Below are 17,731 nucleotides of genomic sequence, written 5' to 3'. Positions count from 1 at the left end.
GCCTAAAATATCCCTAACATATTCTCACTGCCATTAAGTTAAGACTAATAAGAGGGCATGCTAATGAAAAACACACACTCAAGCGGTGCGCTTAACCCTTCAAATACCTACACTAACTCGCTTAACTTAATGGCAATATGCTATACCTCACCATCATAGCCGACTACCTTTACTAAGTAAAAACTATAGATAATCTATCTCCATTATTGAAACCTAAAGACTATAGTAATGATACTATAAAGTTATATTTCACTTATACCCTAGGATTTTAAAATGCCCGATCAATATGGCACGTTATATGTTGTCGCAACCCCTATTGGTAATTTAGCCGACTTCAGTCTAAGAGCTATCGAAACACTACAGCAAGTTGACCTTATCTGCGCAGAGGATACCCGACACGCTCGGACATTATTACAACACCATGGCATTACAACACATTGTATTGCGCTACATCAACACAATGAAGATCATGCAGCACAAGGAATAATCGAGAAAATCCAACAAGGCATATCTATCGCTATTATTTCTGATGCAGGCACTCCTTTAATTAGCGACCCGGGCATGCCTTTAGTTGCTTTAGCCCATGCATCCAACATTACAGTAGCGCCCATTCCTGGAGCTTGCGCCCTAATAGCGGCATTATCAACATCTGGCCTTCCTGTTACTCAATTTTCTTTTCTAGGTTTTATTCCGCGCACTTCCAGCGCACGGCGTAATTTATTTAACGAAAAAAAGAATAGTACCGAAACATGGGTGTTCTATGAGTCATGTCATCGCATTGCAGACTGCATGAACGATTTAGCGAGCGTACTTCCACCCGACCGCATCATTGCAATTGCACGCGAAATAACCAAAATGCATGAGACCATTATAAAGTCCAGCTTACAAGATATGCGCACGCTTATCGAGACAGATAACAATATGCGTCGTGGCGAGTTCGTCGTCATGATAACTGGCGCTGTTATCGATAAAAAAGAAGAAGGATTAACTGAACAACAACTAAAAACGCTTAAAGCCTTACTACAAGAATGCACCATAAAAACAGCCGTCAGCTTGGCCGTAGAAATCACCGGAGCACGTAAAAAACTACTCTATCAAACAGCCTTAGAATTATCATCAAACAATCAAAAATAACGACTTCGTCACAATTCAGCTATAATAAACCCAGAGTTGGTCAGGCAGTCGCTTTTTTACTTTGCAATACAAGTAAAACAGAGGAAAGTCCGGGCTCCAAAGGGCAAGGTACCAGATAACTCCTGGGGGGTGTGAGCCCACGGAAAGTGCAACAGAAAATAAACCGCCCCTCACCTAGAATCATAGGTTGTAGGTGAGGGGTAAGGGTGAAATGGTGCGGTAAGAGCGCACCGCGCGACTGGTAACAGAAGCGGCATGGTAAACCCTACCTGGAGCAAGATCAAATAGAGGAGCTGACTCGTGGCCCGCGGGGCTCCTGGGTAGATTGCTTGAGCCATAAGGTGACTTATGGCCTAGATGAATGACTGTCCACGACAAAACCCGGCTTATCGACCAACTCTACTTTTATCGAGTCGAAATAGGTTAATCCCAACAAAGGTTTATCTTTCGGTTCATAGACACAAGAATAAGGCAAATACAAGGCAGATCTATTAATAAAAAGCATTGGACTCAGCCGGCTTTATTCCGACCTCTAAAACCGCTTTCACTAGCTAAGAAACTCATTACCTATGATACCCACAACAACATCTAACAACAGCGCAATTCTCGCTTTACTTCACTTATGTCACGTACGCAGCTACCCCGCTAAAACAACGTTTATTCGTCCTGGCGACTTGGGGGATTGTTTGCATTTTATTATCGAAGGCTCGGTCAGCATTTGCGCTGAAGATGGTGACGGACATGAGCTAATCTTAGCTTATGTCAATAAAAATGAATTTATTGGTGAAATAGGTATATTTAAAGGCGCAGAAACTCGACAAGTAACCGTCAGAACACGCACACCTTGTAAGTTAGCAGAAATTGGCTACTAATCACTAGCAGGAAATATTGCGACTTAGCGTTTATGGCAGTTGAGGGGCGTATTGCCCGAGCATTACTAGACTTGACTAAAGAGCCTGACGCGATCACCCACCCCGACGGCATGCAACTACATATCACCCGCCAAGAAATTGGCCGTATTGTTGGCTGCTCTAGAGAAATGGTCGGTCGCGTTCTAAAAGAAATGGAAGATAAAGAGCTTATTTCAGCCCATGGTAAAACTATCGTCGTATTTGGTACTCGCTAAACCAATTGCATTCCCCACCCCAACTAAAAAAGTAGTATACCTAACCCAACATTTACCAGTAAAGGCTGTAACTTCTCATTATCCACAGGCAGCGGCCGCACGGATGACTTCCGATATCAAAAACCATGGGGATTAAAATAATGGGATTCTTATTATACACTTTTAGTTAAATTAATTTTTCATGAGTACTTATGGTGCTAACAGTCAGGACGGCTCAATTAACTCAAATCAGGATAATATTTCCACTGGCATTTCACTGGAATTAGATCTATTTTCTGGTTTTGGTACCGAGCAGCGCATCAAGCAGGCGGAAAGACGGCTAGAAGAAGCACGGCTCAACGCCAGAAAAATCCGCTTACAAATCAACCAGGAAGTAAATACTAGCTACCTTGCATTAGCTGAAGCGTTACAACGATATAAAGTCTCCGCTACCTCTGTTACTGCAGCAAATGAAGCCTTTCGTTTAGTCACAGCACAATTTCAGGCAGGCACTGCTACGGTGACACGCTATATCGAAGCTGAAGTTGCACGCGACCAAGCAGATGCTAGGGCTATCGCCTCCCGTTTCGACACCCTTCGCGCTTATGCCGTTTTACAACGCGTAACCGGAATTGGGGAATAATTCAAGTCATTACAGCTTGGTTTTACACAAAAACGACGACTAACCTACTTAATCGCTATGAAAAAAATTATCGCACTCTCTCTTTCTATTCTTGGTTTAATACTCATATTACTTTTTATGTTAGGTATTATAGGAACTGAAAAAACGCCCCCAGGCAACACAGCATTAAATAAGCCGACTATAGATAACAACACGCAAACCGCACAAGTTCAACGACAGGTGCTGAATGATAGCTTCTCTTGGCCCGGTACGGTTAAATCAAGATCTGAAATCAATATTGCCCCCCGTATTACCGCGCGTATCGTATCCATTAAAGTTAAAGCAGGCGACCAAGTCCTAAAAGGTGATGTTATTGCACGCCTTGATCCAGAAGCACAGCGCAGTCATGAACGCAGTGCTCAAGCTGCATTATCCGCCGCTCAGGCCAACGCCAAACGCGCAGCTGCAGACGCTCAGCGAATCAAAAATCTATATGCTAAAGAAGCAGCAACCAAAGAAAGCTATGACCATATCATAGCTCAATATCAAATAGCTAAAGCCCAAGTTGCTGCCGCTAAAAGTACTTTAAAAGAAAGTAAAATCAGTTACGCCGACACCATACTTAAAGCGCCCTTTGATGGCACCATTGTGCAGCGTTTAAAACAACCCGGTGATATGGGGCTTGCGGGGGCACCTATCGTCGCCATGCATAATGCCTCTGCCTTACGCTTAGAAGCTGCAGTACCCACTCACTGTGCCCGCCATATTCATCTAGGCGATCAAGTCTCCGTAAAAATAGAAACACTAGATCAACACTTTACCGCTGAAATTGGTAACTTCTCATTATCCACAGGCAGCGGCCGCACGGATGACTTCCGATAACGGAGGAATATCGCCTATACCCAATAAGCGATCTTTCAAATAATCCCAAAATGATAAGTCATGCTTTCGACAGGTCTTTTTTAGACTGGCAAAAGTATCTCTGGCTTTCCGTCCTGCATCACTTCGGGTGCTTCCACTGATTTTTCGTTTTTTAACGTAATCCCTTATGTCCCGTTCACTTAAATTATTATGAAGCGGGAGGTAGGGTTTATCGAGTACACGGAGGAGTTCATGTTGATTTTCCCCCATCCGTTTGAGAGCCTGATTAAGCGTTTCGTAGCAGGTTTTGGTGCTACATAAGGTTTGAAAATGTTGCCTGATACTGTCCGCCTGTTCGGTGACAGGGTTCAATTTATAAGCCTTCAGGTCATGGTAAATCGACCAGAGCTGTTCTCGTGCCTCACCGACCGCCTTGACGTGATCATCATTTAAAGGAATGAGACGATTAATCACGCGTTCGGCATGAATCCAGCACAAGGCATGGTCAAAGACATTAAACTGTCCGGCATCATCACTGATGATTGAAAAGTCAGAGGGAATGCCTTGGTCTAGCAGTCCTCCCATCAAAGCCCCTTCCGTGACTATTTTTCTGTGCCGAGGTTTAACAATGCCTTGCTGATCCATCCATTCGCACCAGTCGGATGCTGTGTTAATACGGACACTGATATTTTCCAGTATCGCTAATAGGGCAACGGGGAGCTTGTTTTGTGCCATATACTCAATGGCACCTGTATTCAAGGTATAAAGCGTTGTTTTACCTTGTGAGAGACAGTTTAAAAAGTTAATTCTGCTTTTACTTTCTGTACTACTGAACCAGGCAAAAAATTCGTTGCCAATGTGGGTGCAATAGCCATTTTCCCCTTTATGCCGTGCGCCCGTATCATCGGTATGAATATATTGAGAAACGGATAACCCCGTCCTCAGTAATTCATCTTTTTCAGCATGAAAATCATCCAGATCCTCTGTGAGTATATGACTGAGCTTGCCGCTCGAAATATCAACACCTAAATCTCGAATCTGTTCCAGGAGCAAGGGTTGTGTGACATGCTGATGATGGTATTGATAGAGAATAAAGGCAATCAGGTTTTTACCAAAGCTACCTCCCTGAATGCCATCGGGAAGCTGACCTACAATCGTAAGCCCTTCTGGGGTTGTATATTCTGCCAAACGATAACACACGTTGTGAGTTTGAAAGGTAATATCCTGAATAACACGCTCCTGATAGCCTTTAAAACGTGAACCCTTTGGAATTTCATCTGGCTGAATAATGTGGGTTTCATCTATGATTAGATTCCCTTTTTTACTGCGCCTCGGTCCTTTTTTCTTTTTTGAAGAGGGGGCATCATTTTCTGAGCTCCCGCCTTTATCCATTGAGCTGGGTTTAATGTCTGGCTTTGTGGTTTCGCCTTTTAGTTTGAGTATTTCTTGCTCTAACTTATCAATCTGCTTTTGTTGCCAGGCAAGCACTTCCAACAGCACATCCACTAGCGGCGTGCGATCTTCTTCATTTATCTCTGGCAGTTTCGGTTTAGGCGAGTTCATAGAATATATTGTAAAACAACTTTTAAATAATTGCCTGTGGATAATGAGAAGTTACTAAAGGCTGGTCTAACTGCCTACTGTTAGACCCATTTCCAACAATTCACGTGCCTGCTCATCAGCATGGTATGAAGAACGCACCATCGGTCCGCTAGCAACCTGCTTAAAACCTAAATCTTTAGCTAAAATAGCATATTCATCAAATTCTGCTGGCGTAATATAACGCTGCACTGCTAAATGCTCAATACTAGGTTGTAAATATTGACCCAAAGTTAGAACTGAGCAATGGTGGGCACGTAAATCACGCATAACCTCAAGCACCTCTTCTTGTGTTTCACCTATGCCCAGCATCAACCCAGATTTTGTCGGCACATAGGGCAAGACCTTATGATAAGCCAGCAATAAATCTAAAGACTGCTGATAGTCAGCTCCCGGTCTCGCCTGCTTATACAGCCTTGGAATGGTTTCTAGGTTATGGTTAAACACATCCACAGGCGTCTCCTGTAAAATATCTAATGCACATTGCACACGCCCTCTAAAGTCTGGCACTAAAACTTCTATTTTAGTTTGCGGGGACTGCTCTCGAATGGCTGTTACACAAGCGGAAAAATGTCCCGCACCACCATCTCGTAAATCATCGCGATCCACCGAAGTAATAACCACATATTTAAGCGCCAACTCTTTAATAGTTTTAGCCAGATTAAGCGGCTCATCAGCATCTAATTGTAAAGGCTTGCCATGAGCTACATCACAAAAAGGGCAGCGCCGTGTACATATATCACCCATAATCATAAAAGTCGCCGTACCTAAACTAAAGCATTCGTTTAAATTAGGACATGCCGCTTCTTCACAAACACTATGTAATTTATTTTTACGTAAGGTCTGCTTTATATGGGTAATATCTTCATTCGTCGTTAATTTAATACGAATCCATTCTGGCTTACGTAAAACCGTCTCTGCTTTCTCGACTTTAATAGGAATTCTTGCTAGCTTTTCCGCATTACGCTGATGTGTTTCTGGAGTGCCACGTGAAGGCGCTTGAATAGATGACATAAATAGTGTTACCGATAAATTGCTTGACGTTTAAACTTTAAAGTACACTGCTTAAACGCAATAAAAGACCACAAAAACATTAGCAAGCTGATGAATCTAAAGCTTGAATAATAGAATGGACGACAGGTAGTGCCAGTTCGAAAGTGTTGATACGTACTCCTTGATCAACTAACTGAGTTACTTTCAAACCTTGGTAGCCACAAGGATTAATATAGCTAAAAGGAGATAAATCCATACAGTTATTAAGACTCAAACCATGATAGCTCGAACCTTTTTTAATACGCAAGCCAACCGAACCAATTTTCTCACCTGCGATATAAACACCGGGAGCATTACGCTTTGCCTCAGATTGCAGGCCATACTGCGCAAGCGCATCAACCATAGCTTGCTCTAAAACACTCACCAACTGACGCACGCCTAACTGCCGCCGCTGAATATCAATTAAAGTATAAACGACTAATTGCCCAGGTGCATGATAGGTCACTTGCCCGCCTCTATCGGTATTGACTAGTGGTATATCAGAAGCCCGCAATAAGTGCTCAGGCTTACCGTTTAAACCTTGAGTAAAAACAGGATCATGCTCAACAATCCATATTTCATCAGCAGTGCTGTGATCTCTGGATAAAGTAAAATCCTGCATAGCCTGCCAACAGCTTTGATACGCTTGCCGACCTAAGCGACGCAGTTTAATATCCATAACACTTCACTTGATTAATAAATGCATGAAGTTCGCTTTGTTGTTCAGCAAGATGACTCTGTAGCATAGGTAATTCAGGCGCTAAGCGCATAACAGTTGCAGCAAAAATTCCCGTACCTGTACTATTCACCTCGCCCGTTGCCAGCCATTGCTTACAATTATCGACACCGCAGCTGGGAGATTTATCTTTTAGAATCATACCGGCTAAATTATGCACTTTAAGAAAATTTTGCGCATAAACCTGCATTTTTTCAGTTAAGTCAATACTACCCTTATCACCACAGATTAGTAAGCGAGTCATCAAGCCCTGCTGATATAGTGCTATCTTTTCCCGTGGCACACCTAAGCCTATTTCCATTTCAGGACATACTGGCAATAACTCAAAAAACTCAGATAAAGATTGAATCTTTTCATTAGTTTGATGCTCACCATCATACCTGACTTTGTACCCCAAAAGACAAGCGCTCACTGCAATTAATTTCTTATTGGCCACACAAAAACATAAAATTACATTGTTATCAAGATATCAGTGCACGCAGTCAAATCCATATAAACCGCATCGAGCTGCGCTTTACTTTGAGCTTCAACCGTTACCGTTACAGAAATATATTTACCGCCTTTACTCTCACGTGTTTTCACAGCGGATTCGCTTAAATCATCCACATGGCGCTGTACAATTTCAAAGACAATAGCCTCTATATTAGGTATATTTTTACCCATTGCTTTAATAGGAAACTGACAAGGAAACTCAAAGGGCGTATCGTGTTCTAGCTCTGTCATACAACAACCTGCTTATATTCTTGAAACAATCCATTCATAGCTTGCCATACAGGACCTACCTGACCATTGCCTATAGGCTCATGATCTAAAATAGTTACTGGCAAAATTTCCCGGGTTGAACTAGTCAACCAAACCTCACTTGCCTGCTGCAAAGCCTCTAATGAAATAACATCCTCTGTAACGGGGATATGATTAGCTTTTGCTAAATGAATAATCACATCACGCGTAATACCTGAGAGAATTTCATTCGTTTTGGGTGGGGTAATTAATACGCCATCAATGACCACAAAAATATTACTGGCAGCTCCTTCAGTAGCATAACCCTCGTTAATCAAAATAGCTTCTGCAGCACCTTCATCTACCGCTTTTTGGCGCAATAAAATATTAGCCAATAAAGTAGTTGCTTTAATATGACATAATTTCCAGCGCACATCATCCAAGGTAATTGCTTGTACACCCTGCTCCCCTAGAACCGGCATAATTGGATTGCACATAGCAAATATAGTGGGTGTACAACTTAACGGAAAACTATGGTCTCTTTTATCAGCAACGCCGCGGGTAATTTGCAGATAAATATATTGAGCATCACCTTCAATTAACAAAGGTTGCAAAATATCTAGCCATTGCTCTGTCGTATAAGAGATCGGCAAGCGTATTGCTTTTAAGCCATCATTTAAACGCTGCAAATGCATAGCAAAACAAAATAAGTTCCCCCTATAAGCAGGAATAACTTCATACACGCTATCGCCAAACAAAAAACCACGATCCAATACCGAAATCTTTGCTTCAGCTAGAGGTAGATATTCGCCATTTAAATAAACATTTTTCTCATGCATTATCTTAACTTTATTAACATTAAAGCAGAATCATACGCACGTTGAAAAAAACTCCCTTTTTCAATAGCATTTAGTGCAATCAACGGCTGAGAAGTAATTATTTTATCGCGCAACATAACATTAACTGTCCCTAGGTTATCACCTACTTTGATGGGTGCTAATAATTTTAAATCAACATGCGTTGTCGCCTTCATTTCCTTGTAATGACGTCTGGAGATAGTGACATACATATCATCCGCTAAACCTAAATTAACAACCTCACTCGCACCTTTCCAAACTCTAGCCGTTGTTAAAATCGTATTTGCATCATAAAGCTTATGTGTTTCAAAGAAACGGAAACCGTAATTCAATAGGGTCTGACTTTCATTAGCACGGGCACTTTTACTCTTAGTTCCTAAAACCACAGAAATTAAACGCATATCTTCACGCTTCGCGGATGCAACTAAACAATATCCGGCCGCTTCAGTATGCCCTGTTTTTACCCCATCAACAGACTCATCACGCCACAATAAAGTATTACGATTTTTTTGCGTAATATTATTAAAAGTAAATTCTTTTTCTTTATCCCAACGATAATATTCAGGAAACTCACGAATTAATGCACGCGTCAGCAAAGCAAGGTCTCGTGCCGTCGTATAATGCTCATTAGGTGCTGGTAATCCTGTCGAATTTGCAAAGTGGGTACTACTCATACCTAATCTTCGTGCTTGCTGGTTCATCATTTCTGCGAAAGTTCTCTCATCCCCCGCAATATGCTCTGCAATAGCAACACTGGCATCGTTACCTGATTGAATCACAATTCCCTTAAGTAAATCCTCTACTTTGACTTGTTTATTCACTTCAATAAACATTTTAGAGCCAGGAGTACGCCAGGCCTTTTCACTGACAGTCACCATTTCATCGAGACTTAAGCGATTATTCTTTAACTCACGAAAAGCAATATAAACAGTCATAATCTTAGTCAAGCTGGCAGGCGGTAAAACCTCATCGGCATTTTTTTCAGCTAAAACACGTTGACTATCAGCATCTAACAAAATATAACTGCTTGCCGCCAGTCTCGGAGGCGCAGGAATAAGAATCTCAGTTTCTGCATTAATTTGCGTAAATGGGAGACAGAAAAAAGCCAATAGAGCAATTTTCAAAGCGAATGGATAATTAATAGGTATTTTCAAAAACATAAGCAAAGAATTTAAACAATAAGGAAAAAGCGCTGGGTAAACTGCGCTATTGAGACTGTATACTATGAGGTCATTACTATTATTTCAAATGCTTAATCCGAAATAAAATGACTTTTATATATACCTAAATTTTTTATTTTTTCAATAATTTCATCAGCCTCAATCACTGAAGCTACCGGGCCGACTTGTACTTTATAAACACTGCGCTCCCGAGTTTGCGCACTGACAATTCTACTCGTAGTTAAACGTAATTCAGCAAACCGATGTTGTAAATTCAATGCATTTTTCTGTTCAGAAAAAGCACCTATCTGCAAATAGACATGCTTAGCTTGAGCAGAAGGCACAGTGCCACTTACCTCACCCGCCTGAACTGCAACAACTTCAACAAACCCAGTACCGGCTTTTTCTAAACCAAGCTTAACCGCCGCCGCATAAGACAAATCAATAATTCTATGCTCATGAAAAGGCCCACGATCATTAACTCTCACAATCACTGTTTGCTGGTTATCTAAATTAGTCACACGCACATAGCTTGGAATGGGCAAGGTTTTATGCGCCGCAGTCATGGCAAACATATCATAATCTTCACCTGTTGCCGTCTTGCGCTGATGAAATTTAGTACCATACCAGGAAGCAATGCCTTGCTTCATATAGCCTTTATTTGTTGATAATACCTGATACTCTTTACCGAGCACCATATATTTTTTAGGATTAACAGATTTAGACCAAGGCTCATACTGAGGCACTGCATCAGGTATCGTTGCTATATCAACACTGACTTGATCAGGTCGTCCATCAACAATATCAATAGGTACGACAATTTTTTCCTGAGTTGTACAAGCAATCAATAAGCTAAGATTTAATAATAAAATAAACTTACCCATGACTAGCCAACCTATATTGCTGCTTAATTACCGCACTAAGTTGGAAGACAGCCATGGCATAAAGCGGGCTATGATTATAACGAGTAATAACATAAAAGTTATTCAATCCAATCCATAAATCATCCCCATGTTCTTGCTCAAAACTTAACAGCCTGACGCGCTCTTGAGCAGCTACCTGCTTAGGCACTTGCACTCCTAAGTTTTGCAATTGCTTAACCGTCATATTAGGGCTCAAGCCTTTAGTTAATGCTTGCTTATATTTATCTCCATTTGCCTGTACAACAAAAGCAATATCTTGCCCTGTTTGCCAGTGATGTTTGGCAAAATAATTCGCCACACTAGCAATAGTATCCGCTGGGTTATGCCAAATATCACGCTTCATATCACCTTCAAAATCAACCGCATAATGGCGATAACTGCTAGGCATAAACTGCGGCATCCCCATCGCGCCCGCATAAGACCCCATTGGCTCTAGTGGATTTATTTTCTCTTCACGGCATAATAATAAAAACTGCTCTAACTCACTTAAGAAAAATTTACTACGCTTAGGGTAATCAAACGCCAACGTCGCTAAAGCATCTATCACTCGATGCCCACCAGTACGCTCACCATACAATGTTTCGACACCAATAATGGCAACAATAATCTCTTCAGGAACGCCATAACGCTGTGCAGTTAGCTTTAAACTAGCTTGATTCTTTTGCCAAAATTTAACACCACCTTGAATGCGCGAATCACGCATAAATATTTTTCTATATTTATACCATGGCATACCTTCTGCTGGCCTAGTCATGGCTGCAATGATATTAGGCTTGATTTCTACAGATTTAAATAATTTAGCTAATGCATCGGCTGCAAACTGATGTTGATCCACCATTTTGCCAGTAAATTTCTGCACGGCGACCTGGTCATCTATCTCTGCCTGCGCTAAAGGACTTATCACTGTGGATAAAAAAATGAGACTAGCAATTAACAGCTTGTGCATAATGATTGTAGAGGGCTAATAAAAGTAAATAAAGGCTTCTTACAGGAAGATTAAATTAGATTATTTGCTGCCACCAAAAAATCTAAGACCAGAAAATATGACATAAAAAATATCGGCTTACGTTATCTGCACTCTGCTAGATAATTTAAGCCGACCTACGACTATTTTTTCACATACAGATCAGTAATCGTCCCCGTTACCATTTCAGCTGCAAAAGCAAAGGTTTCTGATAAAGTCGGATGGGCATGAATAGTTAAACCAACATCTTCAGCATCAGCTCCCATTTCTAAAGCTAATACTGCCTCCGCCACCAATTCACCGGCATTCGGCCCTACCATTCCAGCGCCTAAAATCTGCCCCGTTTCAGGATCACAAAGCATTTTAGTTAAACCTTCATTACGACTTAAACTTAATGAACGCCCACTTGCAGCCCAAGGAAATGCCCCTTTTGCATAAGCAATTCCTTGTTTTTTAGCTTCATTTTCGGTCAAGCCCATCCATGCAACTTCTGGATCAGTATAAGCAACGGATGGAATAGTTAAAGCATCAAAGCCAGATTTATGACCAGCTGTAACTTCAGCTGCAATCTTACCTTCGTAAACAGCTTTATGCGCTAACATCGGTTGACCGACAATATCGCCAATCGCATAGATATGCGGCACATTAGTTTTTTGCTGCTTATCGACAGGAATAAAGCCCCATTCATCTACCTTTACACCCGCTTTATCAGCGTCAATTAAAGTACCATTCGGTTTACGTCCAACCGCGACTAAAACTTTATCAAATAACTCTGGCTCAGGGGCTTTGTCACCGCCAAACGTTACTAATAAACCGTCATCTTGCGCAACAATACTTTCAACTTTAGTTTTTAACCAAATATTCTTGTATTGCTTTTTAATATGTCGATGCAATGGCGTAACTAAATCTTTATCACAGCCAGGAATAATCTGATCCATTAGCTCAACAACACTAATTTCAGAACCCAACGCATGATAAACCGTCGCCATTTCTAAACCAATAATACCGCCACCAACGACTAATAATTTCTTCGGTACATCTTCGATATTCAACGCATCAGTTGAATCCATTAAACGCGGATCATCATTGGGAAAAGGCGGGATTTTTGTTGCCATAGAACCTGCCGCAATAATGGCATTATCAAAAGTAATTTGTTGCGTACCTGCCGAGCTCGTGACCTCTAATGCATTAGCTGAAGTAAACTTTCCCAACCCTTGTACAACCGTAACTTTACGTTGCTTAGCTAAGCGTGCCAAACCACCATTTAAAGTACTGGTAATCCCCTCTTTCCAGCTTCTAATTTTATCTAAATCAAACTCTGGTTTGCTAAAATTTAAGCCATGTTGCTTAAAATGTTCAGCCTCATGCACAATTTGCGCAACATGTAATAAAGCTTTCGATGGGATACAACCAACATTTAAACAAACACCGCCTAATACGGGGTATTTTTCCACTAAAACCACTTGCTTACCTAAGTCAGCGGCACGAAAAGCAGCGGTATAACCACCAGGGCCGCCACCAAGAACTAAAACTTCTGCGTGTATAACATCTGTCATTTTATTGCCCCGGTTACAGTAACAAGCGACGAATGTCGCTGAGGTAGTTAATCAATGTCGCCATAAAGCGCGCACCTTCGGCACCATCAATCACACGGTGATCGTAGGTTAAATCCAACGGTAACATTAATTTAGGTTCAAATTCAGAACCATTCCAAACGGGTTTCATTTCTGAGCGTGTCACCCCTAAAATAGCGACTTCAGGTGCATTTACAATCGGCGTAAATGCTTTACCACCAATACCACCTAAGCTAGAAATAGTAATACAACCACCACTCATATCAGCAGGTAATAATTTACCATCACGTGCTTTTTGGCTGAGACTATTTAAATCGTTAGTTAATTCTGCAATACCTTTTTTATCAACATCTTTTAACACAGGCACAACCAAGCCATTTGGCGTATCAACGGCAATCCCAACATTAAAATATTGCTTCAGAATTAAAGACTCACCATCAGGCGATAAAGAACTGTTCACCGTAGGAAATTTCTGCATCGCGGCAACCAAAGCTTTAACAATAAATATCAGCCCAGTGACTTTAATATCCGCAGATTTATCTGAATTTAGTGCCTTACGGAAGGCTTCCATTTCAGTAATATCCGCCTCGTCATGATAGGTCACTAGCGGCAAATTCAACCAAACACGGCTTAAATTCTTGCCAGTTAGACGTTTAATTTTACTCAGTTTCTGCTCTTCCACTACGCCAAACTTACTAAAATCGACTGCAGGAATCGGTGGAATACCTGCACCGCCTTGTGTAGCTCCGCCAGAAGCCATAGCCTGTTTAACGAATTTTTTTACATCGTCTTTTAAAATACGACCTTTACGCCCACTCCCTTGAGTTATTTGGCTAATATCCACACCCAGCTCACGAGCAAACAAGCGCACACTAGGTGAGGCATGAGCGAGCTTACCTGAAGTACTTGCTACAGGCGCTGCTACTGTAGCAGATTTTTTCGGCTCAGAAACAGGAGCCGCAACCGTTACAGGAGACTCCACTATGGCTGGCTCAGCAGCAATAGGCTCTGCTTTAACCTGTGCTTCTAAGCGAGCAATTAAATCGCCCTTATTGACTTTATCCCCAACCTTAACCAGTACTTCTTTAACTACGCCATCATGCGTAGAAGGTAAATCCATGCTGGCTTTGTCCGTTTCTAATACAGCTAAAGTTTGCTCTGTAGTAACAACATCACCGACTTGAATTAATACTTCAATAACATCAATATCGTGTACATCTCCAACATCAGGTACAACAACGTCCACAATACTTGCCATAGAAGCCGTTGCGACTGGGGCACTCTCGGCTACCTGAGTTGCAACTTTCGCTTCTGGTGTAGCAATGGCAGCTTCTTCTGTATCAGAGGCTGCCACTTTAGCCGAACTTGGCTCAATAGTTATCACTAAAGAACCTTCATTGACTTTATCACCTACGCTAATATGGACTTGCTTAACAACACCTGCCGCAATAGCGGGTAAATCCATACTGGCTTTATCAGTCTCTAAAACAGCAACCGTTTGCTCTTCTTCAACTACATCTCCCACTTTAACCAAAACCTCAATGACATCAATATCATGCACATCACCGACATCAGGCACTTTCATTTCTGTTAATAGCGTCATAATTTGCTCTTCTGTTAGATTAACCAAGGCGCAATGGCTTCTGGATCAATATTATATTTTGCAATGGCTATATCTACTTTCGCCGGCTCAAACTCACCTTTATCTACTAAAGCTTTCAAGGCTGCAATCGTTACATGATAGCGATCCACTTCAAAGAAACTACGCAAATTAGCGCGCGTATCTGAACGGCCAAAACCATCCGTGCCTAATACCGTATAAGGCGCTGAAATATAAGGACGGATTTGCTCAGCAAAGGCACGAATATAGTCCGTCGCTGCAATTACTGGAATATCTGCTTTTGGAATGCATTTTGCCACATGCGTAACTCGTGCTTTTTTGCTTGGGTGCAATCGATTCCAGCGCTCACAAGACTGACCATCGCGTGCCAATTCAGTAAAACTCGTACAGCTAAATAAATCAGCTTCGACACCCCAATCTTCACGTAATAATGTTGCCGCTTCAACCACTTCACAGAATATCGTACCTGATCCTAATAAATTCACTTTTGGTGCTTTCTTACGAGTAATTCCTGACTGGAACAAATACATACCTTTAAGAATATTTAATGCTGAATCCTCTGGCATAGGCGGCTGATCGTAATTTTCATTCATTACAGTAATGTAATAGAACACATCTTCTTGCTCACCATACATACGACGCAAACCGTCTTGAATGATCACTGCCAACTCATAAGCATAGGTAGGGTCATAAGAAATACAGTTTGGTACGGTCGCTGCCATTAAATGACTGTGCCCATCTTCATGCTGTAACCCTTCGCCATTCAGTGTTGTTCTACCGGCCGTACCACCTAATAAGAAGCCGCGTGTACGTTGATCTGCCGCAGCCCAAATTAAATCGCCAACGCGCTGAAAACCAAACATAGAGTAATAAATGAAGAATGGAATCATTGGCACGCCATGAGTTGAATACGCAGTACCTGCCGCAATCCAATCACATAACCCGCCTGCCTCATTAATACCTTCTTGTAAAACTTGACCTTTTTTATCTTCTTTGTAATACATCAGCTGGTCTGCATCTTGCGGCGTATACAACTGCCCCACTTGCGACCAGATACCTAATTGACGGAACATACCCTCCATACCAAAAGTACGTGACTCATCAGGCACAATCGGCACAATACGCTTACCAATTTGCTTATCTTTCACCAAGATATTCAAAATACGTACAAACGCCATCGTCGTCGAAATACCATGTCCTACTTTAGTCCCATCTAAAACGGCTTGGAATGCACTTAGCTCGGGAATCTTCAGAGTTTCAGACTTTTGGCGACGCACAGGAATATGTCCACCCAGATCAGTACGGCGTTGCTGCATGTACTTATATTCTTCAGAATCTTCGGCAAATTTCAAGTACGGCAAGCTTTCTATTTCAGAGTCTTTAACAGGTAACTGCCAACGATTACGAATATCACTAACCGACTTCAAACTCATCTTTTTTTGTTGATGACTGGTGTTCTGTGCTTGCCCAGAATCCCCCATCCCATAACCTTTAATGGTTTTCGCAAGAATAACAGTGGGTTGGCCTTTATGATTGACTGCGGCTTGATAAGCGGCAAACAATTTAATTGGATCATGCCCGCCTCGGTTTAATTCCCAAATATCCTTATCGGTATACTCTTCTACCAAAGATTTTAATTCTGGCGTATTAAAAAAATATTCACGCACATACGCACCATCTTTCGATTTAAAGGTTTGATATTCACCATCCACACATTCCATCATGCGCTTCATAACCAAACCCTCTTTATCTTTTGCCAGTAGTGCATCCCAGCGTCTACCCCAAATAACTTTAAGTACGTTCCAGCCCGCACCACGGAAACTACTTTCCAACTCTTGGATAATTTTACCATTACCACGTACTGGGCCATCTAAGCGCTGCAAATTGCAGTTAACCACAAAAATTAGATTATCTAATTTTTCACGGCCAGCCATAGTAATTGCACCTAATGTTTCTGGTTCATCTGTTTCACCATCCCCTAAGAATGCCCAAACTTTACGCCCCTCCGTCTTAGCCATGCCACGATCTTGCATATAATGCATAAAACGCGCTTGGTAAATCGCCATAATAGGCCCTAAGCCCATAGAGACTGTCGGGAACTGCCAAAAATCAGGCATTAACCAAGGGTGAGGGTATGAAGACAAACCATTCCCCCCAATTTCCTGACGAAACTGATCCATTTTTTCCTCAGTAAAACGCCCCTGCAAATAAGCTCGTGCATAATCACCCGGACATGAATGACCTTGCACAAATACCATATCACCTCCATGTGTATCAGATGGCGCATGCCAGAAATGATTATGTCCGACATCATATAAAGTGGCTGCCGAAGCAAAACTAGCAATATGACCACCAACGTTAGTATTTCTATTAGCCCTTAGCACCATCATCATCGCGTTCCAGCGCACATAAGCACGAATTTTACGCTCAATAGTTGTCATACCTGGGTATTTAGGCTGTAACTCTACCGGTATCGTATTCACATAAGCAGTATTGGCACTAAAAGGAATATCAGCACCTGACTGCCTTGCTTTTTCGACCAACTGCTCAATAATAAAATGCACCCGCTCATTACCATCTTGCTCTTGAATAGCGGCTAATGCCTCTAACCATTCTTGCGTTTCTGCCGGGTCGATATCAACCTGGTCTAATTTATTGGCATTCAAACCATTACTCATCCGATACTCCTACTTATGTATGCCGCTGTATTATTAACTAGCCTTATACACAAACCATTACATAGCTAAAATTAAGAAAGGACATGAACAATGGCTGCACCCGCTGCCTTTGCTTATATCCTTGAATATATTTATGTTTTCCAAC

15 protein-coding genes, 1 other RNA gene and 1 pseudogene are annotated in these 17,731 nt (G+C 41.7%); 5 read left to right on the top strand and 12 right to left on the bottom strand.

What is annotated here, in order from left to right:
• The first annotated feature begins 273 nt into the window (after positions 1-273).
• The 5 genes and pseudogenes from rsmI (at position 274) to BQ7314_RS10295 (ending at position 3,743) form a co-directional block, all read left to right on the top strand.
• Positions 274-1,134, top strand: a complete 861-nt coding sequence (gene rsmI, locus BQ7314_RS10315) for a 16S rRNA (cytidine(1402)-2'-O)-methyltransferase (protein ID WP_174483612.1) — start codon at positions 274-276, stop codon at positions 1,132-1,134.
• 32 nt (positions 1,135-1,166) lie between these two features.
• Positions 1,167-1,539: RNase P RNA component class A (gene rnpB / locus BQ7314_RS10310), an RNA gene on the top strand.
• A gap of 164 nt (positions 1,540-1,703) precedes the next feature.
• A pseudogene (locus BQ7314_RS10305) lies at positions 1,704-2,260 on the top strand (cyclic nucleotide-binding domain-containing protein).
• A 181-nt stretch (positions 2,261-2,441) separates the two neighbouring features.
• Positions 2,442-2,882 carry a TolC family protein gene (locus BQ7314_RS10300; RefSeq protein WP_174483611.1) on the top strand — a complete coding sequence of 147 codons (441 nt, stop codon included), beginning with the start codon at positions 2,442-2,444 and terminating at the stop codon, positions 2,880-2,882.
• Positions 2,883-2,939: 57 nt separating this feature from the next.
• Positions 2,940-3,743: an efflux RND transporter periplasmic adaptor subunit gene (locus BQ7314_RS10295; RefSeq protein WP_174483610.1), complete on the top strand. Its 804-nt coding sequence runs from the start codon at positions 2,940-2,942 to the stop codon at positions 3,741-3,743.
• On the opposite strand, the gene BQ7314_RS10290 is transcribed toward BQ7314_RS10295, so the two are convergent.
• The 12 genes from BQ7314_RS10290 to aceE all read right to left on the bottom strand — a co-directional run bounded on the left by BQ7314_RS10290 (position 3,705) and on the right by aceE (position 17,586).
• Positions 3,705-5,285, bottom strand: coding sequence for an IS66 family transposase (locus BQ7314_RS10290; protein ID WP_245394970.1), 1,581 nt, complete (start codon positions 5,283-5,285; stop codon positions 3,705-3,707). The genes BQ7314_RS10295 and BQ7314_RS10290 overlap by 39 nt on opposite strands.
• 66 nt (positions 5,286-5,351) lie before the next feature.
• A complete protein-coding gene (lipA, locus tag BQ7314_RS10285) occupies positions 5,352-6,335 on the bottom strand; it encodes a lipoyl synthase (RefSeq protein ID WP_174483609.1) in 984 nt (327 codons plus the stop codon).
• Between the two features lie 79 nt (positions 6,336-6,414).
• Positions 6,415-7,032 (bottom strand): lipoyl(octanoyl) transferase LipB, encoded by a 618-nt coding sequence (lipB, locus tag BQ7314_RS10280; protein WP_174483608.1) that lies wholly within the window; start codon positions 7,030-7,032, stop codon positions 6,415-6,417.
• Positions 7,022-7,525: a 2-thiouracil desulfurase family protein gene (locus BQ7314_RS10275; RefSeq protein WP_174483607.1), complete on the bottom strand. Its 504-nt coding sequence runs from the start codon at positions 7,523-7,525 to the stop codon at positions 7,022-7,024. Before BQ7314_RS10275 ends, lipB begins: the two co-directional genes overlap by 11 nt.
• Before the next feature lie 14 nt (positions 7,526-7,539).
• Complete coding sequence (locus BQ7314_RS10270) at positions 7,540-7,812, bottom strand: YbeD family protein (protein ID WP_174483606.1); 273 nt, start codon at positions 7,810-7,812, stop codon at positions 7,540-7,542.
• Complete coding sequence (locus BQ7314_RS10265) at positions 7,809-8,648, bottom strand: D-amino acid aminotransferase (protein ID WP_174483605.1); 840 nt, start codon at positions 8,646-8,648, stop codon at positions 7,809-7,811. The genes BQ7314_RS10270 and BQ7314_RS10265 overlap by 4 nt, the downstream gene beginning before the upstream one ends.
• Complete coding sequence (locus tag BQ7314_RS10260) at positions 8,648-9,826, bottom strand: D-alanyl-D-alanine carboxypeptidase family protein (protein ID WP_174483604.1); 1,179 nt, start codon at positions 9,824-9,826, stop codon at positions 8,648-8,650. Before BQ7314_RS10260 ends, BQ7314_RS10265 begins: the two co-directional genes overlap by 1 nt.
• Before the next feature lie 92 nt (positions 9,827-9,918).
• Positions 9,919-10,710: a septal ring lytic transglycosylase RlpA family protein gene (locus tag BQ7314_RS10255; protein ID WP_174483603.1), complete on the bottom strand. Its 792-nt coding sequence runs from the start codon at positions 10,708-10,710 to the stop codon at positions 9,919-9,921.
• On the bottom strand, positions 10,703-11,695 hold the full coding sequence (mltB, locus tag BQ7314_RS10250) for a lytic murein transglycosylase B (RefSeq protein ID WP_174483602.1): 993 nt from the start codon (positions 11,693-11,695) through the stop codon (positions 10,703-10,705). Before mltB ends, BQ7314_RS10255 begins: the two co-directional genes overlap by 8 nt.
• A gap of 161 nt (positions 11,696-11,856) precedes the next feature.
• Positions 11,857-13,269, bottom strand: a complete 1,413-nt coding sequence (gene lpdA / locus BQ7314_RS10245) for a dihydrolipoyl dehydrogenase (RefSeq protein WP_174483601.1) — start codon at positions 13,267-13,269, stop codon at positions 11,857-11,859.
• Positions 13,270-13,282: 13 nt separating this feature from the next.
• Entirely contained in the window at positions 13,283-14,890 is a 1,608-nt protein-coding gene (aceF, locus tag BQ7314_RS10240; RefSeq protein WP_174483600.1) for a dihydrolipoyllysine-residue acetyltransferase, read from the bottom strand.
• Positions 14,891-14,904: 14 nt separating this feature from the next.
• A complete protein-coding gene (aceE, locus tag BQ7314_RS10235; RefSeq protein ID WP_174483599.1) occupies positions 14,905-17,586 on the bottom strand; it encodes a pyruvate dehydrogenase (acetyl-transferring), homodimeric type in 2,682 nt (893 codons plus the stop codon).
• Positions 17,587-17,731: the final 145 nt, after the last annotated feature.

The sequence above is a fragment of the methanotrophic endosymbiont of Bathymodiolus puteoserpentis (Logatchev) genome, from assembly GCF_900128525.1.
GTDB lineage: Bacteria > Pseudomonadota > Gammaproteobacteria > Methylococcales > Methylomonadaceae > Methyloprofundus.
The sequence above is the reverse complement of the archived record's forward strand: the minus strand, read 5'-3'. Positions and strand labels throughout refer to the sequence as shown.